Source organism: Streptomyces sp. NPDC087310, assembly GCF_044744405.1.
GTDB lineage: Bacteria > Actinomycetota > Actinomycetes > Streptomycetales > Streptomycetaceae > Streptomyces.
The window spans coordinates 226,116-252,916 of sequence record NZ_JBIUYF010000005.1; the positions used below are offsets into that span (position 1 = coordinate 226,116).

Below are 26,801 nucleotides of genomic sequence, written 5' to 3' on the forward strand. Positions count from 1 at the left end.
GGAGGGCCCGCGGCTACAGGTCGTACACCGCCGTCACGGGCGCGTGGTCGCTCCACCGCTCCTCGTGCGAGGCGGCGCGCTCCACGTACGCCTTCACCGCGCGCGCCGCCAGCCCCGGCGTCGCGATCTGGTAGTCGATGCGCCACCCCGCGTCGTTGTCGAAGGCGCGGCCACGGTACGACCACCACGAGTACGGGCCGGCCTGGTCCGGATGCAGGGCGCGTACGACGTCGACGTACCCCGGGCCCGGCTCCTCGAAGACGCGGGTCAGCCAGGCGCGTTCCTCGGGGAGGAAGCCGGAGGACTTGCGGTTGGCCTTCCAGTTCTTGAGGTCGGCCTCCTGGTGGGCGATGTTCCAGTCGCCGCAGACCACCACCTCGCGCCCGTCGGCCGCCGCGCGCTTCCGCAGCCCCTCCAGGTACGGCAGGAACGCGTCCATGAAGCGGATCTTCTCGTCCTGCCGCTCCGTGCCGACCTCGCCCGAGGGCAGGTAGAGGCTCGCGACCGTGACCCCGGGCAGGTCGATCTCCGCGTACCGCCCGCTCGCGTCGAACTCCGCGCCGCCGAACCCGATCCGCGTGGCCTCCGGCTCCCGGCGTGCGTAGAGCGAGACCCCGGCGCGGCCCTTGGCGGTGGCGGGGGCGTGCAGGACGTGCCAGCCCTCGGGCGCCCGTACGGCGTCGGGGAGCTGCTGGGGCTCCGCCCGTACCTCCTGGAGGCAGACCACATCGGCGGAGGTGGCCGCGAGCCACTCCACGAAGCCCTTCTTCGCGGCGGCGCGGAGCCCATTCACATTCACGCTGGTCACGGTGTACAAAACATCATCTTCCGTCGCACGTCGCACAGAACAGACTCAGAACAGACGGGCAGCCTATCCGGCCGCCCCCTGGAAGGGCCCCGCACCTCCTGCTAGTCTGAATTCGAACTAGTCGGAGTTACCGGCTACTCGACAAACGGATGACGGGAGGCCGCATGCCGGGCAAACCGGTGGACTGGCAGGCGGGCTGGCTGCGCGGCGCCCTCGAACTCGCCCTCGCCGCCGTCCTCGCCGAGGGCGACGGCCACGGCTACGCGCTCGCCCAGCGACTGGACGAACACGGCTTCGGCCAGGTCAAGGGCGCCGCGCTCTACCCGGTCCTGGGCCGGATGGAGCGGGACGGCGTGGTGACCGCGAACTGGGAGCCGGGCGAGGGCGGTCCCGGCCGGAAGGTGTACGCGCTCACACCGGCGGGCCGGGACCGGCTCGGGGAGCAGCGGGCGGAGTGGGCGCGCTTCTCGGTCCTCATGCACGGGCTGCTGTCCGAGGCGCCGCCCGTGGCCCACATACCCGATCGATCGCTTCAGGGGGAACGATGACCGAGACACACAGCAGGACCGCGGCGCAGTGGTCGGAGCGGCTGGAGTACCGGCTGGCGGGCGAGCCCGGCATGGACCGCGCCGCGATCACCGAGGTGCTGAACGAGGTCGCAGCGCACTGCGCCGAGACCGGCCGGCACCCCGAGGAGGCGTTCGGCTCGCCGGAGGAGTTCGCCGTCCAGGCGGCCCGCGACCGGGTGCCCGTCGAGGAGCGGGCGCGGCGCGACTGGGCCTTCCGGACGCCCTCGGAGTTCTGGCCCACGGGCCTGATCACCGTCACCGGGATGCTGGCGGTCTTCGCCGTCTTCGCCCTCTTCCGTCACGGCCTCTGGTTCGACGTGACGGTCTCGGGCCTGAGCGGGGTCGCGCTGATGGCCGTGCTCGTCCAACTGGCCTGGTTCGGCATGGGGTTGCACGCCGACGGCCGGATACGGGCCGCCGCCGTCACCGGTGGCGCCGTCGCCGCGCTGGTCATCGGCTCCGCGGTCGCCTTCCTGTCACTGCCGGACGACCGGATCGCCCGCTTCCCGACCCTCGCGCTGATCCCGGTCTGCGTGGCGCTGCACGCCCTGACCGTGCGCCTGCGGCCCGGCTACGCCGCCCGCGCCACCGCGGCGCCCGACCCCACCGACCCCGAGCAGTGGCTGCGCCGGCTCGAAGCGCTCCTGCGGGGACGCCACAAGCTGCCCCGCGGCCGCGCCGCCGAGCTGGTCACCGAGGCCCGTGACCACCTGGCGGCGAGCGGGAGTTCACCGGCCGAGGAGTTCGGCCCCGTGGAGGTGTACGCGCTCCACCTGGCCGAGCACGCGGGCCCCCGCACCTGGTGGTCACGCTCGGGCTGGTGGCTGCCGGTCATGTGCTCACTGATCACCGCCAGTTGGGCGGTGCGCCTCGCCCAGGGCGACATCGACCGGGTGTTCTGGGTCAACACGGCCGGGGTGGCCGCCGTCGCCCTGCTCTGGGTCGCGAAGGTGGTACCGGACAAGCCGTCATCCTGAGGGCGAGCACCGGGGCATCAGCCACCTCCGACGGGTACACATCGGATGACCTGATTCCTCAGGAGGTGCTGTATCCATGCTCCACCGCGCCAGAGCAACATCCACCTCATCAGAGATCCGAGGGATGGCCCGCCTCGCCGGGATCCTCGTGACAGCGCTGCTGCTGGTCACGGGGGTCGCGCCCACCGCGACCGCCGCCCCGCCCGCGACCGCAGCCCCGCCCGCGACCGCCGCGACTGCGGACGCCCCGCCCCGTACCGTCCCCGCCCTCACCAACTGGACAGCGAAACAAGGTGAGTTCACCTTCACCACCGCCACCCGGCTGATCGTCGCCCCGGACGACCCCGCCGCCCGCCGCACCGCGGACACCCTCGCGCAGGACCTCCGCGCGGCGGGCCGGGGCGCCGTCCCCGTCGCCGCCGTACGGGGCTCCGGCCGCCCCGGGGACGTCAGCATCGGGACCGACCCCGGGCGGAGCGGGACGCTCAAGGCCGAGGGGTACGAACTCCAGGTCACCGACCGGGTCCGTATCACCGGAGCCACCGCCGCCGGCGCCTTCTACGGCACCCGCACCCTGCTCCAGCTCCTCGCCGCGGCCGACCGGATCCCCGCGGGCCGCACCGTCGACGTACCCGCGTACGAGGAGCGGGGCGCGGGCGTCTGCGCCTGCTACATCCACATCACCCCGGCCTGGCTGGAGAACCTGGTCCGCGACATGGCGTACCTGAAGCTCAACCACCTTCTGCTGGAGCTGAAGGTGAGGAGCGACCGCCACCCGGAGGCCAACTCCTGGGGCTACTACACCAAGGACGAGATACGGCGGCTCGTCGCGCTCGGCGACCGCTACCACATCACCATCGTCCCGGAGATCAACTCCCCCGGCCACATGGACCCGTGGATCGAGCGGCGGCCCGATCTCCAGCTCACCGACTCCGACGGCGCCCCGCAGCCCTCGCGCCTCGACATCACCAGCCAGGACGCCTTCGCGTACTACACCGATCTCATGGACGAGTACGCCGAGGTCTTCACCGCGCCCGTCTGGCACATGGGCGCGGACGAGTACATGCTCGGCTCCGACTTCGCGAAGTACCCGCACATCCTGGCGTACGCGCGCGAGCGGTACGGCCCGGCCGCCACCCCGCAGGACGCCTTCATCGACTTCGTCAACCGTGTCCGGGCCCACGCGGCGGGACGGGGCAAGCAGCTCCGGATCTGGAACGACGGGCTGACCGGCGACCACACCGTCCCCGTCGCCGCGGGCACCACCGTCGAGCACTGGCTGAACGTCAGGACCAGGCCCAGCCAACTCCTCGCCCAGGGATACCGGGTCATGAACGCCTCGTACTCCCTCTACCTCATCCGCGGCGGCTTCCACATGAACACCGCCTCCCTGTACGAACAGGGCTGGGACCCGAGGAGCTTCGAGGGCGAGAAGGTCGCCTCCGCCACCGGGATCACCGGCGCGAAGATCAGCCTCTGGCCCGACAACGGGCGCGGCGAGACCGAGAACGAGGTCGCCGCGGGCCTGTTCCTGCCGCTGCGCTACATCGCCCAGACCACCTGGGGCGCCCCGCGCCCGGACGCGACCTACGCGGAGTTCACCGCCCGCGCCACCGCCGCCGGGTACGCGCCGGGACGCACCGATCTCACCCGCCCGCCACTCCCCGACGGCACGTACACCCTGCGGGACGCGAACGGCCAACTGCCCGCTGCCGCACGGCGGATCACCCGTACCGCCGACGGCTACGTCACCCTCACCGACCCCGCCACCGGGCGGTGCGCGGAGATCCGGAGCGGCAGGCTGACCCTCAACACCCCTCTGGAGCCCGGCAGTCCGGTCACCCAGGAGGTGTGTTCCGCCGCCAACACACTGCAACGCTGGCAACTGACCCCGGTCCCCGGCGGGTTCCACCTCACCCACGCGATCACCCGGATGTCCGTCGTCCTCACCACTGACGGACGGTGGGTCCAGTACCCGCCCGACCAGCGCCCGCCCACCGTCTGGACGCTCACCGCCGCCGCCACACCGCAGCAGCCGAAGGGGAACCGCTCATGACTCTGGGAAGACGCCCGTTCGCCGCGGGCCTCGGCGCACTCGGCGCCGTACCGCTCCTCCCGTACGCATCCGCGCAGGCGGCCCCCCGCCGTACCGCCGGAGCCGTCCCGGACGAGAGCGCCGCACGTGTCCCCGTCGGTCCCGGCGACACCCCCGACCAGCTCGTGGCGAAGGCCGCGGGGCTGCGCCCGACGGAGCGCCAGATAGCGTGGCAGCGGCTGGAGCGGACCGCGTTCCTGCACTTCGGTGTGAACACCTTCACCGGCCTCGAATGGGGGACGGGCGACGAGGACCCCGAGGTCTTCCAGCCGGTCGGTCTGGACACCGACCAGTGGGCGCGCGCCCTGCGCGACGGCGGATTCTCGCTCGCCATCCTCACCGTCAAGCACCACGACGGCTTCGTCCTCTACCCCTCCCGCCACACCGCCCACAGCGTCGCCTCCTCCACCTGGGAGGCGGGCCGCGGCGATGTCCTGCGCTCCTTCGCCGACTCGATGCGCGCCCACGGCATCAAGGTCGGCGTGTACATCTCCCCCGCCGACGAGAACCAGTACCTGCACGGCGTCTACGCCAACGGCAGCGCCCGCACCCCCCGCACCATCCCCACCCTGGTGGACGGCGACGACCGCGCCGGACAGGACGGCCCCGTCCTCCGCCTCCCCGCCACCGACTACGGCGCCCATATGCTCAACCAGCTCTACGAGGTACTGACCGAGTACGGCCAGGTCGACGAGGTCTGGTTCGACGGCGCCCAGGGCCGGATCCCGCCCGAACACGTCGAGGTCTACGACTGGGACAGTTGGTACGCGCTGATCCGGGCCCTCGCCCCGCAGGCGGCCATCGCCGTCTCCGGGCCCGATGTCCGCTGGGTCGGCAACGAGGGCGGTTCGGCCCGCGAGAACGAGTGGAGCACCGTCCCCGTCACGGCGGTGCCGAACGGCCGCACCGACTTCGCCCTCTCGTACGACACCCCTGACCAGGGCAGCCGCGACGCCCTGGTCCGCGCCCAGCCGGACACCGACTACCTCCAGTGGTGGCCCGCCGAGTGCGATGTGTCGATCCGCCCCGGCTGGTTCTTCCACCCGGAAGAACGCCCCAAGACGGCCCAGCAGCTCACCGACCTCTACTTCCGTTCGGTCGGCCGGAACGCCGTCCTCCTGCTCAACGTCCCGCCCGACCGGCAGGGCCGGCTCGACCCGGCGGATGTCGCGGCCCTCGGCGCCTTCGCCGACCGGGTGCGCCGCGAACTCCCCGCGGACCTGGCCCGGGGTGCCCGCGCCCGGGGCGACGGCCGCGATCCCGCCCTGGCGGTCGACGGCGACCCGGACACCTCGTGGGCCGCCCCGGCACCGTCCGCCGGGACACTCACCCTGGACCTGGGCGCGCCCACGGCCGTCGACCGGATCCGGCTGGCCGAGGACATCCGCCACGGCCAGCAGATCGAACGGGCCGTGGTCGAGGCCGAGTCGGCGACCGGCTGGACGGAGGTCGCCCGTACGGGCACGGTCGGCGCGAGCCGCATCCTGCTCCTGCCGGCCCCGGTCACGGCCCGGCGCTGGCGGCTGCGGATCCTCGGCTCCCGCCGGCCGGCCCGTATCGCGGAGTTCGGCCTCTACCGCTCCACGCTCTGACGCTCCCGCACATCCGTCCCGTCCTCCGCCACCGGCGCGGTCCCCCCGCGCCGGTGGCGGGCCGAGGCGAGCACCGCGACGGCGGTACCGGCCACCGCGTAGGCGGCCAGCACCCACAGCGGCCCGGCGAGCGCGTTGCCGCCGAAGTAGACGGTGTTGCGTACGGCGGTGGTGCCCGCGCCGGTCGGGATGTAGTCACCGATGGCCCGCCAGAACGGCGGCAGCAGCGAGCTGGGGAACGCGCCGCCCGCGCTGGGGTTGCCCAGCACGACGAAGACCAGGATCGTCACACCGATACCGACGACGCCCAGCAGGATCTGGAGGGCGACGGTGGTCGCCGCGGCGGCGAGGACGGTCAGCGCGCCGATCGCCCACAACTGCGCGAAGTGGCCGTCCAGCGCCCCGAGTACGGGCCCCGCGATCAGCGCGCCGCCCAGACCGGAGACCACCGCGTACACGGCGAGGACGCCGAGCCTGACGACCGTACGGTGCGGGTTGGCCGGCCGGGACCCGGAGGCGACCCCGAGGATGGCCGCCGCTAGATAGCCGCCCACGATCCAGCCGATGGCCAGGTAGAACGAGGACAGCCCGCGGCCGTCGCCCGCCGCGGGCGGCAGGATGTCGTCGGTCGTGACCGTACGGTTCTGGGCCGCGTCGGCCTTCTCGATGATCTGGGTGGTCGCTGACGAGACGGCGGGCCCGCCCGCGGACGCCACCAGCAGCGTGTCCTTGGTGCCCTGCGGATTCACCAGGAGTACGGCGTCGACGGTGCGGTCGTGGATCAGCGCGCGCCCGGCGGCCTCGTCCTTGACGGCACGGGCCGCGAGGGGGTCGCCGTCCAGCCCGTTCAGCCGGTCGACGGTCCCCGCGGAGACCTGCTCCGGCGCCACGACCGCGAGCGGGATCCGGTGCGGGGTGGGGGCGTGGAACGCCCCGATGTACGACAGGATGAAGGCGAGTTGGAGGACCAGCCCGCCGACGACGAGCAGCACCCCGCGCGCGCTGAGCGCGTCCCGCAGCTCGGCGGCGAACCCGGGCGCCGGTGTTCCGGAGTCGGTGGATATGGAGGGTTCGGAGGGTTCGGACAGCTCGGTGCTCATCGCTCGGGGGTTCCTTCGTCGTCGTTCGGGTGGGGGGCGGCCCCGGGGTCCGCCGCCGTGGTCAGCGCGCGGACGAGGTACGGGGCGATCCGCCGCGACAGTCCGTCGGTGCCCCGGAGCCCCCGCGGCCCCTGGACGGGCTCCAGGGCGCTGATGCCCTTGAACAGGGCGATGAGCAGCCGGGCGCCGTCGGCGGGGTCGATCGCGGGGCGCAGTCCGGTCCTGGCGAGGGTCTCCGTGATCATCCCGGACACCCCCTGGACCAGGCGTTCCTCGTGGACGGCCAGCAGCTCGGCCACGGCGGGGGTGCGGGCCGCGTGCAGGGTGAACTCCATCGAGACCAGGAACCACTGCCGTTCCCGGGCGGCCCGGTCCGCCGTGTACGCCAGCAGCCCGTCGACCAGGTCCTCCCCCGGGTCCAGCCGGGCGGCCTCGTCCCGCAGGTCGGCCAGCAGGCGGTCGGCGTGGGCGTCGTACAGCGCGAGGAACAGCTCGTCCTTGTCGCGGTAGTTGGAGTAGAAGGCGCCCCGGGTGAGCCCGGCCCGCTCGACGATGTCGCTGATCGAGGTGGCGTGGAAGCCGTGCTCGGTGAAGAGGGCCAGCGCACTGTCGGTCAGGGAGGCGACCGTACGGGGGCGGCGTTTGGTCGGTGACTTCGGCATGGAAGGGACCCTTTCTCGCGCTCCGGCCTGCCGGTCCGGGGCGGTCCCCGCCGGGGACCAACGGATACATCATGTATCCGATACGCGATGTATGCAAAGTGGCCCCGGACACCCGGGGTGGCTCGGACGCCAAAAGGCCCGGTCCGGCGGTGTGTACCGCCGGACCGGGCTTCGGTGGGAGCGTCAGTGGTTGCCGACACCGTTCCCGGACAGGACCGGGATGTCGTCCAGGATGTGCGACAGCGGCTCGTCGCCCTTCGCCTGGGTGGAGTTCTCCGTGCACTGCTGGTTCTGCGGCGAGGACAGGACGTTGATGTCCTGGACCGCGATCGGCACGGCGCCGATCAGCGAGCCGACGTTCGCCTTGATCGGCAGACCGATGCAGGGCTTGTTCAGCGTGCCCTGGATCAGACCGGCCTGGGGGCTCATGTCGCCCTTGGTCACGGCGTTGCCGAACGAGCTGTCCGCACCGTTCCCGCTGAAGGAGGTCGTACCACCGTCATCGGCGATGGCCAGCGCCGGCGACGCCATGGCGGCCGTCGCACCGACGAGGGAGGCGGCTACAGCAGCGGTTGCCCACAGCTTCTTCATGGTGAATACCTTTCCGGAAAGTCGGTTTCTCAGTGGTTGCCGGCGCCGTTCCCGGACAGGACCGGGATGTCGTCCAGGATGTGCGACAGCGGCTCGTCGCCCTTCGCCTGCGTCGAGTTCTCGACACACTGCTGGTTCTGCGGCGAGGACAGCACGTTGACGTCCTGGACGGCGACCGTGATGAGACCGATCAGCGAACCGACGTTGGCCTTGAGCGGAAGTCCGACACAGGGCTTGTTCAGCGACCCCTGGACCAGACCGAGCTGGGGGCTCAGGTCACCCTTGGTCACCGCGTTGCCGAAGGACTGCTCGGCGCCGTTGCCGCTGAAGGAGGTCGTACCACCGTCATCGGCGATGGCCAGCGCCGGCGACGCCATGGCGGCCGTCGCACCGACGAGGGAGGCGGCTACAGCAGCGGTTGCCCACAGCTTCTTCATTTAAATGCCTTTCCGGAAAGTCGGACTCCACCGGTGGAATCCATTATGTTCAACTGCTTACGGGGGGATTAGTTTCTGCGGTTCCCCCTAATGGAGTACCGCACCGGCAGATAAAAAGGCCGGACCGTCGCGGAGAACAGCAACAGCCCGGCCTTGACGGCCGATTCCTCAGTTGTTCGCGACGCCGTTCCCGGACAGGATCGGGATGTTGTCGAGGATGTGCGACAGCGGCTCGTCGCCCTTGGCCTGCGTCGAGTTCTCGACGCACTGCTGGTTCTGCGGCGAGGACAGGATGTTGAGGTCCTGGACCGAGATCGGCACCAGACCCAGGAGCGAACCGACGTTCGCCTTGGCGGGCAGGGCGATGCAGGGCTTGTTGAGCGAGCCCTGGATGAGCGCCATCTGCGGGCTCATGTTCCCGTAGGTCGCCGAGTTGCCGTACCACTGGTCCGCGCCGTTGCCGCTGAACGACGTCGTGCCGCCGTCGTTGGCGATGGCGAGTGCCGGGGCCGCGGCGGCGGCGGAGACGCCGACGACGGAGGCGGCGACGGCCGCGCCGGCCATAACCTTCTTGATCACGATGAGTCCCCTTCTGAAGGATGCCCCAAAATCCCCGGGGCCCCCTGTGCAACTCCCCGCCCCCGGTTTGGTTCCGGCCCTTCACTCCAATGGCCTATTACCGGCGATCTACCGCACGGAGGGCGGACAAGCCGATCGGGTGAAGCAGGAGGGCCGAGGAGAACCAAAACACCGCCACCCGGTTGTTCAGGTCGCTCCACATGCATTTCTTGAGAAAAGGAAACAGACCGTGATCAAGAAGATTATGGCCGGCGCGGCCATCGCAGTCTCCGTCGTCGGCGTCTCCGCCGCCGCCGCAGCTCCGGCACTCGCCATCGCCGATGACGGCGGCACCACGTCGTTCAGCGGGAACGGCGCCAAGGAGACCTTCGGCAACGCGGTGACCAAGGGCGACCAGAGCCCTCAGTTGGAGCTGGTCCAGGGGTCGCTGAACAAGCTGTGCGTCGGCGCCCCGATCAAGGCCAACGTCGGCTCGCTCGTCGGCCTGCTCGTGCCCGTCGCCGTCCAGGACGTCAATGTGCTGTCCTCCCCGCAGAACCAGCAGTGCGCGGAGAACTCCACCCAGGCCAAGGGCGACGAGCCGCTGTCGCACATCCTGGAGGACATCCCGGTGCTCTCGGGCAACGGTGTCGCCAACGGCTGACACGACCGCTCGGCGCGCGACGGACGGGCCGTACGGGGCAATGGCGCCCCGTACGGCCCGTTCGGCGTCTCCGTGCTGCGGCGTCCCGTGGTGCGGCGTCCCGGCGTCTCCGTGCTGCCACGCAGAAACGAAAATCCTCAAGGGCGCAATCGGGTGAAACAGCAATGCCCTAAAACCGGACAGTTTCCTCGGAACGGCGCTCTCGTTGGAGTTCCAGCAGCGGAGTGAGAGCCGTTAGTCGACGGCTCACGCCCGTACGACGGTCGTGCGGACGTGTTCGCCGCTGCGGAAAGGGCTCAACATGAAGTGCAAGAAGGCCGCAACGGTCGTCGCGGGTCTGCTCCTCGCCGTGGGTGCCGCGGCCCCCGCCATGGCCGACGCGGGCGCCGAGGGCATCGCCGTCGGTTCCCCGGGTGTCCTCTCGGGCAACGTCGTCCAGATTCCCGTTCACGTCCCCGTGAACGTCTGCGGCAACAGCATCGACGTCATCGGGATCCTGAACCCCGCCTTCGGCAACGTCTGTGTCAACAAGTGACGTTGTGACCTCGTGAGGTCTCGGGGGTGTCCCGCGGGACACCCCCTTCCGGTCCCGGAGCGCGTTCGGTCGCGCTCCGGGACCGGCCCCGGTGGGGCACGGAACCCACCTGCGACAACAGCCGGCCGGTCCGCCGGCAGGAGGAGAGAAACAGAGTGCGAGACCTCATCGGCAAAGGACTGCTCACGGCCGCCGCGGCGTCGAGTGTGCTGTCCTTGAGCGGCGGTTACGCCCAGGCCGCCGACGCGAGCGGGGCGGCCGTCGGATCGCCCGGGCTGCTGTCCGGCAACAACGTCCAGGTGCCGCTGGACGTCCCGGTCAACGTCTGCGGCAACAGCGTCGATGTCGTCGGGCTCCTGAACCCCGCCTTCGGCAACACCTGCGCCAACGTGTCGGCCCCGCCGAAGCACCACGCGGCGCCCCCGCACCACTCGCCCCAGCAGCACGGCTCTCCCGCCCAGCAGGGTGCTCCCGCCCAGCCGCACCTGGCGCCCGGAGCCCCGCACCAGGCGGTCACCGGCTCCGGCAGCGAGGCCAGCAGCATCGCCAAGGGGTCGCCCGGCGTGCTCGGCGGCAACGACGTCGAGGCGCCGGTCGACATCCCCGTGAACGTCTGCGGCGACTCCGTCGACCTGGTGGGCCTCCTCAACCCGGCCTTCGGCAACTCCTGCGTCAACGGCACGCCCCCGGAGCGGCCCGCCGCCCCCGAACTCCCCGACGCCCCCGAAGAGGTGCCCGAGGAGATCACGCCGCCGGAGGACCGCTCCGTACTCCCGCCGTCCCCCGGCGCGCCCCCGCACCACGTGCCGCACACCGAGGTCACCTCGCGGGCGATCACACCCGCCGTCCTGCCCGTCGCCGCGAGCCCCGCCGCCGACGAGCAGCTCGCGGCCACCGGTGGCGACCCCCGCCTCCTCGGCGCCGCCGCGTCGAGCGCCGGGCTGATCCTCGGCGGCGCGCTCCTGTACCGGCGCTCGCGCGTAGCGGCCCGCGTCTGACCACCGCCCTGTCGCCCCGTCACCCTGTCGCCCCGTCACCCCCTCGGCGCGGGGCTGACGGGGCGACGGGCCGACGTCACTTCACGGGGATCCGGCCCTGGTCCCGGTCCTGGCGGACCTGCCGCAGCACCTGTCGCTGACGCACCTTCGCGAGCGGTCCGCCCCGGGCGCCGACCCGGCGCCGTACCCCGGCCACCAGCCGCTCCGCGGTGTACGACGCCCCGTACACGAAGCGCATCGACGGGCCGAAGGACGGCGCGCTCAGCAGGCCCGCCAGGAACAGTCCCGGGTACGAGGACTCGAAGGCGGCGCTCGCCTCCGGCGCCCTGCTCGGGCCCACGGTCCGCAGGCCCGCGGCGAGCGGCCCCTCCAGCAGGCCGAGCCGGTCGAGCCCCGGGGTGAAGCCGGTGGCGGCGATGACATGGTCGGTCTCCACCGTCTCCGTCCGTCCCGTGGTGGCGAACAGCTCCAGCCGTACGCGCCCGCCCGCCGGGACCGCCGTCACCACGCTCTCGCCGAGCCGCACCTCCACCCGCGCCGCCGTCTCGAAGCGCTCGCGCAGCCACCACGCGCCGGCCGGGCCGAGCGCCGAGGTGAAGATCCGGGCGCGGGTCGCCTCGGGGAACCGGCGGAAGACACCGGGGGTCTCCGCGTACAGCCAGTTCTTCCAGCCGCAGCCGAGCCCGGTGTGCGGGGCGCGGGCCGCCGTGGCGGCGGGGCGCTCCAGGGGCGGCGGCAGGGTGTTCCAGTTCAGCCGCTGGGACCGGGCCACCAGCCGTACGGACGTGCCCTGTTCGGCGAGGAGCGCGGCGGTCTCCAGCGCCGCCTGCCCCGCCCCGATGACCGTCACGTCGCCGCCGGCGAAGCGGGTCAGATCGGCGTGGTGGCTGCTGTGCGTCACCTGCGCGCGGTCCAGGCCGAGCAGCGGCGCGGGGATGTCGATGAACGGCATCACCCCGACGGCGAGCGCCACCGTACGGGCGAGGAGCCGCTCACCGTCCTCGGCGGTCAGCCGGAACCCGCCGGGGCACGCCTGTACGGAGGTGATGGTCCGTTCGTCGACCGGCGGGACCGCGCGCTCGGCGAACCACAGTCCGTACGAGGCGAAGAGACCGACCGGCAGCGGAACGCCGTGCCGGGCCTCCGTGCCCCGGGTGGCGGCGTAGGCGGCGAGGCCGAAGGCGCCGTCCGGGTCGGAGAGGTTGGACGCCCACGGTTCGGACTTCAGGAACATCCCCGGCGGCATGTGCTCCCGCCATGAGGCCATCGGTTTGCCGAACACCCGCAGGTCGAGCCCGGCCGCGGCGGCGTGCGCGGCGATGGAGAGTCCGTAGGGGCCTGCGCCCACAACTACCAGGTCGTGCATGGGGTTTCCCGCTCTCTGTGCGTGTCGGTCGGGTCAGGGGGTGGGGTGGTTCATCGGGTACGGCGTGGTGCGGGGGTCTGGGACCGGTCGGTGGGGCCGGAGTGGTCCGGACCGCTCCACCGCTGCTGTACGGGCGGGGTGCGCGGCGGCCGTCCGGCCTCGCCCGTACGCCGGTACGGCAGGGCGCGGCGCAGCGGCCGCCAGCCGCGCCGTACGAGATGCAGCCCCCAGGCGAGGGCCATCGCGCAGGCGGGCAGCGGGTCGTCCAGCGCCCACCACGCCGTCTCCGTGGAACGGGAACGGAAACCGGAACCGGAACGGGAGGGGAGGCGGAATCGGAAGCGGGGCCGCTTCCTGGACGCACCGGTCGGGGAGAGGAGCGACAGCAGGGCGTAGTTCTCCACGACGAACGCGCGTCCGTGCACCGCCTCCTGCACCGGAAGGCCGCGCCCGGTCAGGTCGAGGTGGAGCGCGCGGACCACGTCGGTGCCCGCGCGGTCGGTGAAGAGCCGGAACTGTGCGCCGGGCCGGGGGTTGAAGTCGAGCAGGTGGTACGCGCCCGTCGCGGCCTCGCGGCGGAAGTCGAGGTCGAGGATCCCCCGGTAGCCGAGCGCGGCGACCAGTTCGCCCGCCAGCCGCTCCACGGCCGGGTTGGGCAGCCACCGGCCGACCGCGGTCAGCCCCGCCCCCACCGGCCAGGCCCGGTCCTTGCGCCCGGCCGCCCCGAGCAGCCGGGTGCGGCCGGCCTCGGGGGCGCGCCCGCTGTACCCGTGGAAGAACCAGTCGCGGTCGGGACCGTGCGGCAGGAATTCCTGGAGCAGCAGCCTGCTGCCCGCCTCGTCGCTGCGCCCGTACAGCGCGCGGGCCTCCTGCGGGGAGCGGACGACGCGGGTGCTGCGCAGCCCGGACCCCTCGGGCAGCAGCCAGGGCCTGCTCCACTTCGCGACCACGGGCAGCCCCAGCGACCAGGCCGCGGCGGCGGCCTCCGCGGCGCCGTCCGGGATGACCGTGCGCGGATGGGGCAGGCCCAGCTCCTGGCAGATGCCGGCCAGCTCCGCCTTGTCCGCGACGCGCTCGGGCAGCCCTGACGGCTGTTCAGGCAGGAGGTAACGGCCCGCCAGCTCCGGCTGGAGCCGGCCCACGGCGATCGCGCTCAGGTCGTCCATCGCGATGAGCACGGCCGGGGCGGGGAGCCGGTCGGCGATGGAGAGGAGCAGCCTCCGCACCGCCGAGAGCGCCGGGCCCTGTGTCGGGTCCTGCGCCGGATCCGCCGTCAGATCCGGTGCGTGACCGGGCCGTAGATGGGCCTGGCGCAGATAGCGGGAGCGCCCGACGGGGCTGTGCGCGCCCTCGACCACCGCGTGCACCTCGATGCCGGCGCGGCCCAGGGAGCGTACGGCGCCCAGCGTGCCGTGGTGGAACGGGTTCCGGTCGAGCCGTACGAGGACGGCCGGAACGCGGGTGTCAAAGCTCGGCACGGTGGTGCCCTTCATTTCGATACCCCATGCGAGGGATGAAATTCACGAACGGACTACTGGAACACCAGGTCGGGTTCCCGACCGGCTTATTAGAAATACTTTGTGATCAACGTGACCACGGCTCGCGGCCACGGAAAGCACGTGCGATCACAAGGAGCGGACATGACCCGTCGACGACGTCGAAGGATGACGACCACCTGCCTGGGTGTGGTCTCGGCCGGACTGCTCGCCTCCGGTGCCGTGCTGCCCGTTCCGAGAAGCGCCTCGGATTCCGCTGACGCGGAAAGACAGAAGCCGCCCGCGGCCCCGTCGCCCGCGCTGGGCGCGTATCTCGACTACGGGCCGGACGGGGTACGGCGTATCGCGGCCATGGAGAAATGGCTCGGCGGCCGGGAATTGCGCGTGGGCCACACCTATCTCCCCGGCGACGTGTGGTCCAACATCGAGGGAAGCCCGGATTTCCTGGAGAGCTGGGCCGAGTGGCGCAAGGCGCGTGACGACCGGCTGTTCGTCCTCAACGTGCCCATGCTGGAGCGGAACGAGGACCACGTACCGGACAGCCTGGTCCGCCGTGAGCTGCGCAGAGGCGCCGCCGGCCAGTACGACGGGCACTTCAGGACGCTGGCACGGCGGCTCGTCGCCCTCGGGGTGCCCGACACGGTGGTCGTGCTCGGCTGGGAGATGAACGGAACCACGTACACCCATCGTTGCGGTCCTGACCCGGAGGCGTGGAAGGCGTACTGGAACCGTATCGTCACCGCGATGCGCGAGGTGCCAGGACAGAAATTCCGTTTCGATTTCGCCCCGAACCGGGGACGGGACGCCATTCCCTGGACGGAGTGTTATCCGGGCGACGCCACCGTGGACATCGTCGGCATGGATTCGTACGACCAGCCGCCGGGGCGGACGTTCGACGAACAGGTCAGTGAGCCTTACGGACTCCAGCAGCATGTGGACTTCGCCGCCGCGCATGGAAAGGTTGTCTCCTATCCGGAGTGGGGCCTCTTCCGCAATGGGGACAACCCTGTGTACATGCGGCGCATGCTCCAGTGGATCGACACGTACAAGCCGCTGTACAGCACCATCACGGATTACTGCCCCCACGGCGTCTGGCAGTGCACCCGGAATCCCAGGTCGTCGCAGGTGTTCCGTTCGATGCTGTACGGACAGGCCCCGCAGCCCGTACCGACCCCGACGCCGCCCACTCCCCCGACGCCGCCGACACCGCCCGCTCCCCCCACGGTTCCGACGCCGGAGCCCACGATCACCGCGCCCGTGGAGCCCCCGCCGGTTCCGCGCCCGACCCCGGAGCCGCCGCGGGCCTGCCACCCGCTGAACCTCGGTACCTGGCTGGAGAGCTGGCTGGGCGGCAAGATCTGTATCCGTCTCGACTGGTGGGGGAGCCGGCGCACCTGAGATCGCTTCCCCGGTACGGACGACGGCGGCGGCGGCGAGGTCATCCCTTGTCGCCGCCTCGCCGTGCCCGCAGCCGCGGGCGCGCCCGCTTCACCAGTTCGGCCGCCCGGCCGCGCCCCGCCGCCCGCGCGACCACGAGGTGCAGGGACGGCGCCAGCGCGGACCTCGCCAGCAGCAGCCGCTGGTTGGTGACGGTCTCGGGGCGCCAGTGGTGCTTGTACGGCTCGTCGCCGCGCAGCATGCTCAGCGTGGTCCGGCCGCTCGCGCTGATCCACCCCGCGCCGCCGCGCAGCAGCATCGTGGCGACGTCCGCCTTCCTGGCGCGCAGCTCGGGGTCGGCGCCGTACAGATAGCCGCCCGCGAGGTGACCCGACATCAGGGTGACGTCGGCGGCCACCACCGCGCCCGCGAGCGTGAACTCGGTGACCCGCGCGTCGCCCGACTCGGCCATGGCGCGCACGGCCCGGGTGAGGTGTTCCGCGAAGCGCCCGCTGAGGTGCTCGGTGGTGACGCCGCGGCCCTGCCACTGGAGGCGGTGCAGCGCCAGCAGCCGTTCGACGGCGGCCGGGATCTCCGCGCGCTCCACCACCCGCTCGCCGATGCCGAGCGCGTCGAGCCTGCGCAGTTTGGCGCGGGCGCGCTGGGCGCGCGCGGCGGGCAGTCTGGTGAGCAGTGCGTCCATGGGGACGGCGGGCAGTTCGAGGCAGACGGAGTCCGCCAGCCGGCGGCGCGGCCCGCGCCAGCAGTCGTAGAGGCGGTCGGCCGCGGCCCCCGGCCGTACCTCGCGCAGGTCGATCACCGCCGTACGGGCCAGCTCCGCGAGGGCCTGGGCGAGCGCGGGCGCGGCGGTGTCGGCGTGCTCGTCGTCGAGCAGGACGTCGGAGAAGTCGGTGATGGAGCCGCCGAGGTGGACGAGGACGGGCAGCGGGCGGTGGGTGAGCATCAGCGCGACCGCCGCGACCGGCTCCCCGTCCCGGCGTACCAGGACGACCCGCAACCGGCCGCGCCCGCCGCGTGCAGCGCCCGGACCGCCGCCCTGACCGTACGACAGCCACCAGGAGTGCAGCCACGCGTGGTTCTGGAAGGGGGTGGCCGTACGGCAGCGGCGGTACAGGGCGTGCCACTCCGGGGCGAGTTCGGCGAAGCGGCCGGCGTCCCGGCACACCTCCGTGGTGAACACCGGCCCGGACCGGGAGGCGTTGAGCAGCGCCGATACGGGGACGTAGCGGTCGGCGGCGGTCCGCGTGCCGGGGCCGGGGGCCATCAGACCGTTTCCGGCTGCTGCGGGGAGCCGGCCGCCGAGCCGGCCGCGGGTCCCGGCACGGACGCTCCGGCGGTGTGCGCGGGGGCCTCCTGGCGGCGCTTGGGCCGGACCAGCAGGGCGAGCCCGCCGAGCAGCCCGCCCGCGCAGCCGCCGACCAGCGCGGCCAGCGCGGCGGTGGGCGTGACCGGGCTGGTGGGCCGTACGGCCCGGGAGAACGGGAGGACGCGTACGTGCGTACTGGCCTGCATCTGCGAGCCGTTGACGACGAGTGCGCGCGCGACGCCGTCCGCCATGTTCACGGCGGTCGCCGCGCTGGCCGAGGTCGCGGTCACCGAGATCATCGGCGCGTCGGGCGAGGTCGCCGTCTGGACGTCCTCCTTGAGGGTCCGCGCGGGCACCCCGGCCCAGACCGCCGCGTCCCCGACCACCGCGACCTGCGAGGCGACCCGCCCGTACGCCGTCGCGAAGCCGAGTGCGGCGGCCGGGTCGGACCGCTCGGTCGGTACGACGACGACATAGCTGGTCGCCGCGTACTCGGGGGTACGCAGCGCCCCGTACGCACCGCCGGCCACCGCCCCGGCCAGCACGGCGGCCGGCACGATCCAGCGGACCGGCAGCGCCCTCGGCCGCGTCCGCCGGATCCGCCGGGCCAGCCGGGCCGGCAGCGTCCGCCACGCCGGGGGCGGGGTGCGGCGCTCGGGCTCCGGGCGCCGGCCGCGCGGAGCGCCGCACCGCAGCGGCCGCCGGTTCGGTTGCTGGGGCGCCTGCTGGGTCATGAGGTGCTCACTTCTCGGGTGGGGGCCTGGCGGCGGAGGGCGCTCTCGTAGACGGCCATCAACTGCTCGGCGCTGCGGGCGATGTCGTAGTGGTGCACGGCGGGCGGTACGGGCCGCCGGTGCGGGCCCAGGTCGCGCAGCCGCCGCAGCTCCTCGGCGAGACCGGGGACGGAGCCGCTGACCCGGCGCGCGCCCGGCGCGGCCTCGGGCGGCAGGTCCTGGAGCGCCGGGCAGGTCACATGGAGCACCGGCAGCCCGGCGGCGAGCGCCTCCACCACGGCGAGCCCGAACGCCTCGTCGTGGGAGGTGGAGACGAAGACGTCCATGGCGGCGAGCAGCGAGGGCAGGTCCCCCGGGTGCGGGACGGGCGGCGGGTCCTCGCAGGCGCCGGGCAGCAGCACCCGGTCGGCCATCCTGCGCTCCTCGGCGAGCCGCAGCAGCCGGGCACGCTCCGGGCCCTCGCCGACCAACAGGAGCCGGGCTCCGGACAGTTCACCGACGGCGCGCACCAGGCGGTCGTACCGCTTGCCGGGGGCGAGCCGCCCGACGCCGCCCACCACGAACGCGTCCTCGGCCAGGCCCAGCCGCTCGCGGGCGGCGCGGCGCGCCTTCTCGTCGAAGGCGAAGCGCCCGGACTCGATGCCGTTGGGGACGACGTGGATACGGTCGCGGCGCACCCCCCAGCGCTCCAGCCGGCGCGCGACGGTGGTGGAGACGGCGACGGTCGCGGTGCCGAGCCGCTCCCCGGTGAGATAGAGGGCGCGGGCGCCGGGGGTCAGCGGCCGGCCCTCGATCTGGACGGCGCCGAGCGAGTGTTCGGTGGCGAGGATGGTCCGTACCCCGGCCATGCGGGCCGCGATCCGGCCGTACAGGCAGGCGCGGTAGAGGTGGGTGTGGACGAGGTCGTACCCGCCCTGCTTGACGAGACGTGTCAGCCGGGGCAGGGCGGCGAGATCGCGGTTCCCGGCCATGTCGAGGTGGGCGACGCGTACGCCGTCGGCGACGATGCCCTCGGCGACCGCGCCCGGGTCCGTGAGCGTGACGACCTCGTTGTGGGTGGGCAACTGACGCAGCATCAGCCGCAGTTGCTGCTCGGCACCGCCGATGCCGAGGCCGGTGATGACATGCAGGACCTTCACGGGGTGGCCGCCGGGACAGCCGCCGAGGTGGGCGCCGGGACGGCCGCCGCGGTGGCGCGGTAAGCGGCGGAGCCGGCGTACTCCGCGAAGGCGGCGGGCGGGACGGGTTCGCGCCTGCGGTGGTGCAGCCGCCACTTGAGGCGCAGCCTGAGGTCGGTGTCCCGCTCCCCCACATGGATACGGGGCAGTGCGAACAGCCCGGTCAGCGGCCCGGGGTCGATGGCGCAGGCGTACGCGTACCCGGCGGCGCGGACGGCCGCGACGGCCCGGATGCCGACCGTGCCGTACGGGTAGCAGAAGCCGCCGACCTCGGTGCCGGTGAGCTCACGCAGCAGCTCCCTGCTGCGGCCGGTCTCGGCGGCGAGCGTGGCGTCGTCGACCGTGTCGAGGTCGACGTGGAGCAGCCCGTGGGAGCCGATCTCCATCCCGGCCGCGGCGGCCTGTCGTACGCCGTCCTCGGTGAGCAGCCGCTTGCGGGGTCCTGGGCTGTCCCACTCGTTGGTGCCGCCGGGGCGACCCGGCAGGACGAAGACGGTCGCGGTGCACCCGTACTCATGGAGCAGCGGGACGGCGTTCGCCACGAAGTCGGCGTACCCGTCGTCGAAGGTGAGGCCGACGAGCCCGGCGCCGCGCCCCTCGGCGCGGGCGCGCAGCAGTTCGGCCATGGAGACACCGGTCAGGCCGCGGCGGCGCAGCCAGCGGAGCTGCCGTTCGAGCCGGCCGGGGGAGACCGTCACCTGGTAGGGGTCGTCGGTGGGGTCGGCGACCGAGTGGTACATGACGGCCCACAGGGGGCCGCCGGACCTCGGGTCGGCCACGTCGGGCAGGTCGGCCTTGTCAGCGGGCATCGGCGAGCTTTCGTGAGAAGGGACGGGCGAGGGAGCGGAGGACGGAGTCGGTCTCGGGCGCCTTCAGGGCGCGCGCGACGACGAGGAACACCACGGTCACCACCAGCCCGGCGGTGAGGGTGGCGAGGGCCGGGGAGGGCACGAGCGCGGCGCAGAGCCAGCCGGAGCCGGTGGCCGCCGCGGCGGCGGCGCCGAGCTTGGCCAGACCGCCGGTCATGTGGCGGGTCCTGACGGGCACGCTGTGGCGGCGGAGGGCGCCCAGCATGAGGACGGCGGTGAGGGTGATGCCGAGGGCGTTGGCGGCGGCGATGCCGCGCACGCCCCAGACGCCGACCAGCAGGGCGCCCGCGCCGCCGGTGAGCGCGAGCCCCGCGGTCATGGCGAGGGCGGGGAACCAGAGGGGGCGCGCGGCGGAGAAGTAGCAGCGTACGAGCGCCCCGACGAGGGTGTGGCCGAGCAGGCCGAGCGCGTACACCCGCATCACGGCGGCGGTCGCCGCGGTGTCCGCCGCGTGGAACTCGCCCCGTTGGAAGAGCACTTCGATGATCTGCGGGGCGCAGGAGATGACGGTGGCGGCCCCGATCAGCACGATGATCCCGGCGAGCGCGAGATCCCGTTCGACGCGCCGCCTGGCCCGGTCGGTCTCGCCCGCCGCCATGGCGCGGGCGACCACCGGGAAGGTGACGGTGCAGAGCATCAGGGAGAGGGTCATCGGGATCTGCGCGACCTTCTGCGCGTAGTTGAGGTGCGAGATGGCCCCGGCGGGCAGCGGCGCGGCGAGGAACCGCTCGATCAGGACCTGCGACTGGCGGCTGAGCGCGAACGCGATGACGGGGACGAGCAGTCCGAGGACGACGGGCGAGGTGAGCGGCGCGGTGAGCGGCGCGGCCGCCGTGACCGTGGCCGTCGTCGCCGTGGCCGTCGCGGGTACGGGGACGGGCGTGCCGGTGAGGACGGCGGGGGGTGTCTCGGTGGCGGGCGGGGGCTCGTGACCGCTCGTGGGCCGCCGCTCCGTCAGCCTGTTCCACAGGGCGGGGAGCTGGATCAGCACCATGAACACACCGCCGACGGCGACCCCGGCCCCGGCCGCGCGCACCCCCGTCTCCGCGCCGGCCAGCAGCATCGTGGAGATGATGCCGACGTTGGAGGCGACGTAGATCGCGGCGGGCGCCACGAAGCTGCCGTGCGCGCGGAGCGCCGCGCTGCAGTAGCCCGCCACCCCGTAGGTGAAGATCGACGTGGCGGTCAGCCGGGTGCAGTCGACGGCCAGCCGGGGTTCGGGCAGACCGGGTGCGAGGACGGCGACCGCCCAGGGCGCGAGGGCCACCAGCAGGGCCGCGCAGGCGCTGAGGGCGAGGAAGAGCCGGGGCAGGGTGGCGCGGGTGAGCTGCCGTACGGGGTCGAGGTCCGAGGCGCAGTCGCGCGCCCGGTCCTGCGGCGACCGCACGGCCCGGCGGGCCAGCGCGAGGCTGAACGCCGGGACGAGGATCAGCGCCATGGCGTCCTCGATGAGGAGCGTGGCGGCGACCTCGGGCACGGTCCAGGCGACGAGGAAGGCGTCGGTGTCGGGGCCCGCGCCGTAGAGGTGGGCGATGGTCTGGTCGCGGAGCAGGCCGAGGAGCGATCCGGCGGCGGTCAGCGCGGCGGTCACGAACGCGGCCCGCGCCAGGAACCGCCCGGAGGCGGAGCCGCGCCCGCCGGGATCCTCCGCGGGGTCGGGGGTGACGGCCGAGGGGTCGGGGGTGACGGTGTCGGGGGTGACGGTGTTGGTGGTGGCAGGACCGGCCGCGCCGGGGTCCGGGACGGACGGTCCCGCCTCCGCCGCCGGGGGCACCGAGGGCGGCGGGACGGCCGGGAGGGAGTGCGTCGTATCGCTCACGCCGGACCGGCCCCTCTGCCGGCCGTGGCCCCGTACGCCGTGGCCCCGTACGCCGTCGCGTGCCGCCGGCCCAGCGCCCACCAGGCCGCCAGGCCGAGCATCACCGCCGTCAGGACGGTCGACGGGCCGCCGATGTCCGCGTAACCGAAGTCCACCAACTGCCAGACCAGCAGCCCCGTGACGACGAGCCCGCACTCCGTCCCCGTACCGGAGCGGCGCGCCCCGCGCAGTCCGCGCACCGCGCACACCAGGAGCCCCGCCCAACTGGCCGCGAAGGCGACGATGCCGAGCAGCCCCTGTTCGCTCAGGACGAGCAGATACATGTTGTGCGGCGACAGCAGCGGCTGGCGCTGGAACCCCGCCCCCGCGCCCGAGGTGTCGCTGGCCGCGGAGAGCGCGAGGGAGGCGTGGTGGTCGCGGTAGGCGGGGAAGCCCTTCAGCCCCACGCCGGTGACGGGCCGCTCGCGCCACATGTCGGTGGCCGCCGCCCACATGGTGTACCGGTCGGTGACGGACTGGTCGGGCGCGTCGGCGACCCGGGCGATCGAGTCGACCCTCTCGGTGATCATCTGCGAGCCGATGCCGAGCCCGCCGACGAGGACGACCCCGAGCGCCCCGGCGGTGAGCGCCACGACGAGCGCCCTGCGGACGCCCGAGAGCGCGAGTTGCAGCGCGAGCGCCGCGGCGGTGGCGATCCAGGCGCCACGGCTGAAGGAGAGCAGCAGCGGTACGCAGAGCAGTCCGGCGCAGCAGAGCGCGAGCGCCCGCTGTCCGCGCGGCGCCCCCGCACCGCCGCCCAGGGCGTAACCGACGGAGATGATCAGCCCGTACGCGACGACGGTGGCCATCCCCATCACATCGGTGGCCCCGAAGGTGCCGACCGCGCGGATGTCCTCGCCCTGGTACGAGGCGCCGGTGCCGGTCAGGAACTGCGTGACCCCGATCGCCCCCTGCGCCAGCGCGAGAACGACCACCGACCCGGCGACCAGCCGGAAGTCACGGCGGTCGCGGAGGAGGAGCAGCAGGGCCGCCGGTACGAGCACGAAGATCTGGAGGTAGCGCGCCAGGCCCGGCAGGGTGGCCGCGGGGTCGTCGGCGGTGAGCGAGGCGACGGTCACGCCGAGCACCGGGAGTCCCAGGACGAGTGCGGCGGTACGGGTCAACGGGCGGGCCCGGGACCGCAGTACGCGCAGCAGACAGTGCAGGACGAGCACGGCGGAGGCGGCGTCGGCCACGCTCCCCGACCCGGCGGAGCCGTCACCGGCCGGCGGCGCGGGCACGGCGAGCAGCGCGACGACGGCCACGGCGGGCAGCAGGGGCGCAGCCCGGCGCAGCGCGCCGGACCGTACGGGCGGGTGGGGCCGTACGCGGGGTGCTTCGACGGCGTCGGCGGCCATCAGCTTCCCGCCGGGCGGAGAAGGGAGAGGGCGGTGCGCACCAGGATGCACACGTCCTGCCAGAGCGACCAGTGGTCGATGTAGTGGTTGTCGAAGCGGGAGCGCTCCTCGATGGAGGTGTCCCCGCGCAGCCCGTGGACCTGGGCGAGTCCGGTGATGCCGACGGGCATCCGGTGGCGGGCCGCGTAACCGGGGTGACTCTTGCTGAAGTCGGCGACGAAGAAGGGGCGTTCGGGGCGGGGGCCGACCAGGCTCATGTCACCGCGGAGCACGTTCCAGAGCTGGGGCAGCTCGTCCATCGACGTACGGCGCAGCACACTGCCGACCGGGCTCATGCGCAGGTCACCCGCGATGTTCCAGCGGGTGGCGGACTCGTGGTCGTCGGAGGGGCGCAGGGTACGGAACTTCAGCAGGGTGAAGGAGCGGCCGTACTGGCCGACGCGCTCCTGCCGGAACAGCACACCGCGGCCGTCGCAGACCCGGATCGCGAGCGCGCAGACCGCCAGTACCGGGGAGAGCGCCAGCAGGGCGGGTACCGCGATCACCAGGTCCAGCAGCCGTTTGGCCAGGGCGCCGCGGCGGTGCGCGTGCGCGGCGGGCGGCTCGACGCGGCGGCGGCCGAAGCCCCAGAGGTGGTGCTCCATGAGGGCCGGCGGGGCTGCCGCGCCCCAGGGGCCGGCGCCGACGAAGGAGGTGGCGCAGCCGTACTCGTGGAAGAGCGGGACGAGCCCGGCGCGGCCGGTCCACCCGCCGGGGTCGCCGTGGCCGCCGTGGCCGGCCCCCGCGTCGATGAACAGGGCTTCCTGGACGCCGTTCTGGATGACGGCGCGGTGGATCTCCTCGGTGGTGGTCAGCACGGGCAGGGCGGGGACGTCCGTACCGCCGCCGTGGGGAGGTCCGCCGTGGGGAGGTCCGTCCTGGTGGCCGTCCCCCCGGGCGGGGGCGGGGACCGCGATCCCGACCGGGCGCAGTCCGTACTCCGGGTGCTGGGCGAGCAGCGAGGCCAGCCGGCTCGCGGCCGTCCCCGAACCGACGACGAGGGCGGACCGCAGCCGGCGGCGGGCGAGCGCGCGGCGGTAGGTGTGCAGCAGCGAGCGGCCCGTACCGCACACGGCGAGCTGGACGGCGACGCCACCGGTCAGGGCAGCGAAGCCCAGGGCGTGGGCGGGCAGGAGCGCGGCGAGTACGGCCGCGGCGCCGCACCAGGCGACCGCGATCCTGGCGGCCAGCGCGGGAAGCTGGTCGAGGCCGGAGACGACGGTTCCGGGGCGGTAGAGCCCGGCGAGCGCGTTGAGCGCGGTCACGCAGACGAGGAGCTGGACGACCAGGAGGGTGGTGCGCTGCTCGTCGCCCAGGACGGCGGTGGAGAGCAGCACCGCGAGCCCGTCCACCGCGAGGAGCGGCAGGCCGAAGCGGAGCGCGTCGTGGACCGGGGTACGGCGGGGCGGCAGCGCGACGCGGTCGGTGGCGCCCCGGGGCGGGGCGAGGGGAACGCGCCCGCCGAGGGACTGCTGCCCCAGGGCCTGCTGACCCAGGGCGGGCAGGGGCGACTCGGCCAGGGAGGGCCGCGTCGTCGGCTGTCCCTGGTTCCGCTCCCCGTGCTGCGGTGCGGTGCGCGCCCGGCCGGGCGGCGGCGGAACACTGGTGCTTTCCGTGGTCACTGGGGAATCGGCTCCCTGCGCTCGGGGCGCGGCACGGCGGCGACTTCGCGGTACACGTCCGCGATCGCCTGCGCGGTCTGCCGCACGTCGTAGGTGCTGAGTACGTGCTGATGGCCCTGGCGGCCGATGGCCTCGCGCAGCGGCCCGTCGTGGAGCAGGGCGCTGACGGCCGCCGCCAGTGCGGGCGGGTCCTCGGGCGGGGTGAGACAGAACCGCTCTCGCCCCGGCGGCAGGCTCTCGCGCGCGCCGTCCACATCGCTGAGGACGACGGTCCTGCCGCTCGCCATGGCCTCCAGCGGCGCCACGGCCATGCCCTCCCAGCGGGACGGCAGAACCACCAGGTCGGCCGCCCGGTACCAGGGCGCGGTGTCCGGTACGGCGCCCGCGAAGAGCACGGACGGCGGGGCGGCGGCGCGCAGCGCCTCGGCGTCGGGCCCGTCACCGACGAGCACCAGCCTGGCCCCCGGAATCCGGCGTACGACCGGCTGCCAGGCCCGGAGCAGGATGTCCTGGCCCTTCTGGCGGCAGAGGCGGCCGACGCACACGACGACGGGGGCGGCGGCCGGCACTCCGGCGAGCAGCGGCAGCGCGGCCCGCGCGGGGCCCGCGCCCGGGGTGAAGCGGCCGGTGTCCACGCCGTTGCGGACGACGGACCAGGTGGCGTCGATGCCCGCGCGTTCACCGGTGCGCCGCTCCGCCTCGCTGACGCAGACGACCCGGTCGGTCCAGCGGACCGCCCACCGTTCCCAGCGCCTGGCGAGCCGTCCGGTCACCCCGTCGACCGCTTCGAAGGACCAGGCGTGCGGCTGGAAGACGGTCGGGACACGGCCCCTGACGGCCAGTCGGCCGGCGAGTCCGGCCTTGGCGCTGTGCGCGTGGATCAGATCGGGGCGTACCCGGCCGACCAGCCGGGCCGCCTGCCGTACCTCACGGAGGAGTCCCGGCCCCGGCGCGCGGGTGGCGTGCCACGCGTGAATCTCGGCGCCCCGCCGCGCCGCCGCCCCGGCGAGCGGTCCCTCCGGGGGACAGCCGACGACGACCCGGAACCCGGCGGCCACCTGCGCCGCGACGAGGTCCAGCACCACCTGCGCCACACCGCCGTCGACGGGCTGGACGAGATGGAGCGCCGTGAAGCCGGTCCCGGGCCGGTGCCGTTGTGGCTGCACGCGCAACTCTTTCCACTCGTGGATACAGGGAAATCAGGCGCGGGAATTCACCGCGGACAGGGCGAGAGGGGCCGGGCCGCACAGCAGGCCGCACCCGAAAGAAAGAACCGCAGAATTCCGCATACTGGCTCTCCGCCTCGAAGTTCGAAACAGGCAAGATGGGACCATTACAGAGCGCAGGCTGAAAATCACGCCAGACGCGCTGAAACGCACTGACCGTACAGCCAACCGGGGAATGCCCCTTCGGATGACGCCCACCGGAGTCGCGCCCGGCCCAGCTTCACTCGTTCGGCCCGCAACCTCTCGATGTCCTCGGCGTTGATCCCTGAGCCGGGCAATCGCGCCCGGCGGCCCATGCCATCCCCATACGACCGAGGAGCCCTTCCCCATGTCGCGTATCGCCAAGGCTGTTGTTCTCTCCACCGCGGCCGCCGCCGCTGTCGCCGGTGCCTCCGGCGCCGCCTTTGCCGACAGTGGCGCTTCGGCCGCGGCCATCGGCTCCCCCGGCGTGCTGTCCGGCAACATCGTCCAGGTCCCCCTCCACGTGCCGATCAACATCTGCGGCAACACCGTCGACGTCATCGGTCTGCTGAACCCGGCGTTCGGCAACGTCTGCGTCAACAACTGACGCCGTTCCCACCGCGGAGCCGCTCTTCCCCTCCGGGGGAGGGCGGCTTTTCCGTGCGCTTTTCCGTGCGCTTTCCGTGTGCTTTCCCATGGGCGCCCGTCGCGGTCAGGGGTTCCGTCCCGCCACTCCCCCGGTGGGCTGATAGGAGAATAGGAAGAGTCTCCCCTTCATTCGGGTGGCCCGCCCAGAATTCCTTC

The 26,801-nt window shown here is 73.3% G+C and carries 25 protein-coding genes; 9 read left to right on the forward strand and 16 right to left on the reverse strand.

Annotation, left to right across the window (positions count from 1 at the left end; all coding sequences use genetic code 11):
- Positions 1–13 precede the first annotated feature (13 nt).
- The gene (locus ACIO3P_RS20230) at positions 14–817 is read right to left on the reverse strand and encodes an exodeoxyribonuclease III (RefSeq protein ID WP_401852762.1); all 804 of its coding nucleotides are present in this window, start codon (positions 815–817) and stop codon (positions 14–16) included.
- Positions 818–972: 155 nt separating this feature from the next.
- Here ACIO3P_RS20230 and ACIO3P_RS20235 point away from each other — a divergent pair, with 155 nt between their 5' ends.
- From ACIO3P_RS20235 to ACIO3P_RS20250, 4 genes are all read left to right on the forward strand, one after another.
- Positions 973–1,356 carry a PadR family transcriptional regulator gene (locus ACIO3P_RS20235; RefSeq protein WP_329821606.1) on the forward strand — a complete coding sequence of 128 codons (384 nt, stop codon included), beginning with the start codon at positions 973–975 and terminating at the stop codon, positions 1,354–1,356.
- Positions 1,353–2,354, forward strand: coding sequence for a hypothetical protein (locus ACIO3P_RS20240; protein ID WP_401852764.1), 1,002 nt, complete (start codon positions 1,353–1,355; stop codon positions 2,352–2,354). The genes ACIO3P_RS20235 and ACIO3P_RS20240 overlap by 4 nt, the downstream gene beginning before the upstream one ends.
- A gap of 124 nt (positions 2,355–2,478) precedes the next feature.
- The gene (locus ACIO3P_RS20245; protein ID WP_329821604.1) at positions 2,479–4,410 is read left to right on the forward strand and encodes a beta-N-acetylhexosaminidase; all 1,932 of its coding nucleotides are present in this window, start codon (positions 2,479–2,481) and stop codon (positions 4,408–4,410) included.
- Positions 4,407–6,041: an alpha-L-fucosidase gene (locus ACIO3P_RS20250; RefSeq protein WP_401852766.1), complete on the forward strand. Its 1,635-nt coding sequence runs from the start codon at positions 4,407–4,409 to the stop codon at positions 6,039–6,041. Before ACIO3P_RS20245 ends, ACIO3P_RS20250 begins: the two co-directional genes overlap by 4 nt.
- Here ACIO3P_RS20250 and ACIO3P_RS20255 read toward each other — a convergent pair.
- The 5 genes from ACIO3P_RS20255 to ACIO3P_RS20275 all read right to left on the reverse strand — a co-directional run bounded on the left by ACIO3P_RS20255 (position 6,023) and on the right by ACIO3P_RS20275 (position 9,410).
- Complete coding sequence (locus ACIO3P_RS20255) at positions 6,023–7,141, reverse strand: DUF3533 domain-containing protein (protein ID WP_329821602.1); 1,119 nt, start codon at positions 7,139–7,141, stop codon at positions 6,023–6,025. The genes ACIO3P_RS20250 and ACIO3P_RS20255 overlap by 19 nt on opposite strands.
- Positions 7,138–7,803: a TetR/AcrR family transcriptional regulator gene (locus ACIO3P_RS20260; protein ID WP_401852769.1), complete on the reverse strand. Its 666-nt coding sequence runs from the start codon at positions 7,801–7,803 to the stop codon at positions 7,138–7,140. The genes ACIO3P_RS20255 and ACIO3P_RS20260 overlap by 4 nt, the downstream gene beginning before the upstream one ends.
- A 183-nt stretch (positions 7,804–7,986) precedes the next feature.
- On the reverse strand, positions 7,987–8,394 hold the full coding sequence (locus ACIO3P_RS20265; protein ID WP_329821600.1) for a rodlin: 408 nt from the start codon (positions 8,392–8,394) through the stop codon (positions 7,987–7,989).
- A 29-nt stretch (positions 8,395–8,423) separates the two neighbouring features.
- On the reverse strand, positions 8,424–8,831 hold the full coding sequence (locus ACIO3P_RS20270) for a rodlin (protein WP_329821314.1): 408 nt from the start codon (positions 8,829–8,831) through the stop codon (positions 8,424–8,426).
- A 168-nt stretch (positions 8,832–8,999) separates the two neighbouring features.
- Entirely contained in the window at positions 9,000–9,410 is a 411-nt protein-coding gene (locus ACIO3P_RS20275) for a rodlin (protein ID WP_329821339.1), read from the reverse strand.
- Between the two features lie 232 nt (positions 9,411–9,642).
- On the opposite strand from ACIO3P_RS20275, the gene ACIO3P_RS20280 reads away from it, so the two are divergent.
- The 3 genes from ACIO3P_RS20280 (at position 9,643) to ACIO3P_RS20290 (ending at position 11,586) form a co-directional block, all read left to right on the forward strand.
- On the forward strand, positions 9,643–10,053 hold the full coding sequence (locus tag ACIO3P_RS20280) for a rodlin (RefSeq protein ID WP_329821355.1): 411 nt from the start codon (positions 9,643–9,645) through the stop codon (positions 10,051–10,053).
- A 301-nt stretch (positions 10,054–10,354) separates the two neighbouring features.
- Positions 10,355–10,588 (forward strand): chaplin, encoded by a 234-nt coding sequence (locus ACIO3P_RS20285; RefSeq protein WP_329821340.1) that lies wholly within the window; start codon positions 10,355–10,357, stop codon positions 10,586–10,588.
- A gap of 155 nt (positions 10,589–10,743) precedes the next feature.
- Positions 10,744–11,586 (forward strand): chaplin, encoded by an 843-nt coding sequence (locus ACIO3P_RS20290; RefSeq protein ID WP_401852771.1) that lies wholly within the window; start codon positions 10,744–10,746, stop codon positions 11,584–11,586.
- A 76-nt stretch (positions 11,587–11,662) separates the two neighbouring features.
- On the opposite strand, the gene ACIO3P_RS20295 is transcribed toward ACIO3P_RS20290, so the two are convergent.
- Both ACIO3P_RS20295 and ACIO3P_RS20300 read right to left on the reverse strand, forming a co-directional pair.
- On the reverse strand, positions 11,663–12,952 hold the full coding sequence (locus ACIO3P_RS20295; RefSeq protein WP_401795452.1) for an FAD-dependent oxidoreductase: 1,290 nt from the start codon (positions 12,950–12,952) through the stop codon (positions 11,663–11,665).
- A gap of 50 nt (positions 12,953–13,002) precedes the next feature.
- Positions 13,003–14,445, reverse strand: coding sequence for an ATP-grasp domain-containing protein (locus ACIO3P_RS20300; protein WP_401852773.1), 1,443 nt, complete (start codon positions 14,443–14,445; stop codon positions 13,003–13,005).
- 147 nt (positions 14,446–14,592) lie between these two features.
- On the opposite strand from ACIO3P_RS20300, the gene ACIO3P_RS20305 reads away from it, so the two are divergent.
- Entirely contained in the window at positions 14,593–15,846 is a 1,254-nt protein-coding gene (locus tag ACIO3P_RS20305) for a glycosyl hydrolase (protein ID WP_329821344.1), read from the forward strand.
- Between the two features lie 40 nt (positions 15,847–15,886).
- Here the strand turns inward: ACIO3P_RS20305 and ACIO3P_RS20310 are convergent, their stop codons facing one another.
- From ACIO3P_RS20310 to ACIO3P_RS20345, 8 genes are read right to left on the reverse strand one after another with little or no spacing between them, the layout of a single operon-like run.
- Positions 15,887–17,110, reverse strand: coding sequence for a GNAT family N-acetyltransferase (locus ACIO3P_RS20310; RefSeq protein ID WP_329821345.1), 1,224 nt, complete (start codon positions 17,108–17,110; stop codon positions 15,887–15,889).
- Positions 17,110–17,886 carry a lipopolysaccharide biosynthesis protein gene (locus ACIO3P_RS20315; RefSeq protein ID WP_329821346.1) on the reverse strand — a complete coding sequence of 259 codons (777 nt, stop codon included), beginning with the start codon at positions 17,884–17,886 and terminating at the stop codon, positions 17,110–17,112. The genes ACIO3P_RS20310 and ACIO3P_RS20315 overlap by 1 nt, the downstream gene beginning before the upstream one ends.
- Positions 17,883–19,025 (reverse strand): glycosyltransferase, encoded by a 1,143-nt coding sequence (locus ACIO3P_RS20320; RefSeq protein WP_329821347.1) that lies wholly within the window; start codon positions 19,023–19,025, stop codon positions 17,883–17,885. The genes ACIO3P_RS20315 and ACIO3P_RS20320 overlap by 4 nt, the downstream gene beginning before the upstream one ends.
- The gene (locus ACIO3P_RS20325; protein WP_401795442.1) at positions 19,022–19,873 is read right to left on the reverse strand and encodes a polysaccharide deacetylase family protein; all 852 of its coding nucleotides are present in this window, start codon (positions 19,871–19,873) and stop codon (positions 19,022–19,024) included. Before ACIO3P_RS20325 ends, ACIO3P_RS20320 begins: the two co-directional genes overlap by 4 nt.
- Positions 19,863–21,752 carry a lipid II flippase MurJ gene (locus tag ACIO3P_RS20330; RefSeq protein WP_401852775.1) on the reverse strand — a complete coding sequence of 630 codons (1,890 nt, stop codon included), beginning with the start codon at positions 21,750–21,752 and terminating at the stop codon, positions 19,863–19,865. Before ACIO3P_RS20330 ends, ACIO3P_RS20325 begins: the two co-directional genes overlap by 11 nt.
- Entirely contained in the window at positions 21,749–23,149 is a 1,401-nt protein-coding gene (locus ACIO3P_RS20335) for an O-antigen ligase family protein (protein ID WP_401852778.1), read from the reverse strand. Before ACIO3P_RS20335 ends, ACIO3P_RS20330 begins: the two co-directional genes overlap by 4 nt.
- Positions 23,149–24,810 carry a sugar transferase gene (locus ACIO3P_RS20340; protein ID WP_401852781.1) on the reverse strand — a complete coding sequence of 554 codons (1,662 nt, stop codon included), beginning with the start codon at positions 24,808–24,810 and terminating at the stop codon, positions 23,149–23,151. Before ACIO3P_RS20340 ends, ACIO3P_RS20335 begins: the two co-directional genes overlap by 1 nt.
- Positions 24,807–25,976, reverse strand: a complete 1,170-nt coding sequence (locus ACIO3P_RS20345) for a glycosyltransferase family 4 protein (protein WP_329821351.1) — start codon at positions 25,974–25,976, stop codon at positions 24,807–24,809. Before ACIO3P_RS20345 ends, ACIO3P_RS20340 begins: the two co-directional genes overlap by 4 nt.
- Before the next feature lie 388 nt (positions 25,977–26,364).
- Between ACIO3P_RS20345 and ACIO3P_RS20350 the strand changes: the two genes are divergently transcribed.
- Positions 26,365–26,604, forward strand: coding sequence for a chaplin (locus ACIO3P_RS20350; protein WP_329821352.1), 240 nt, complete (start codon positions 26,365–26,367; stop codon positions 26,602–26,604).
- The last annotated feature ends 197 nt before the right edge of the window (positions 26,605–26,801 follow it).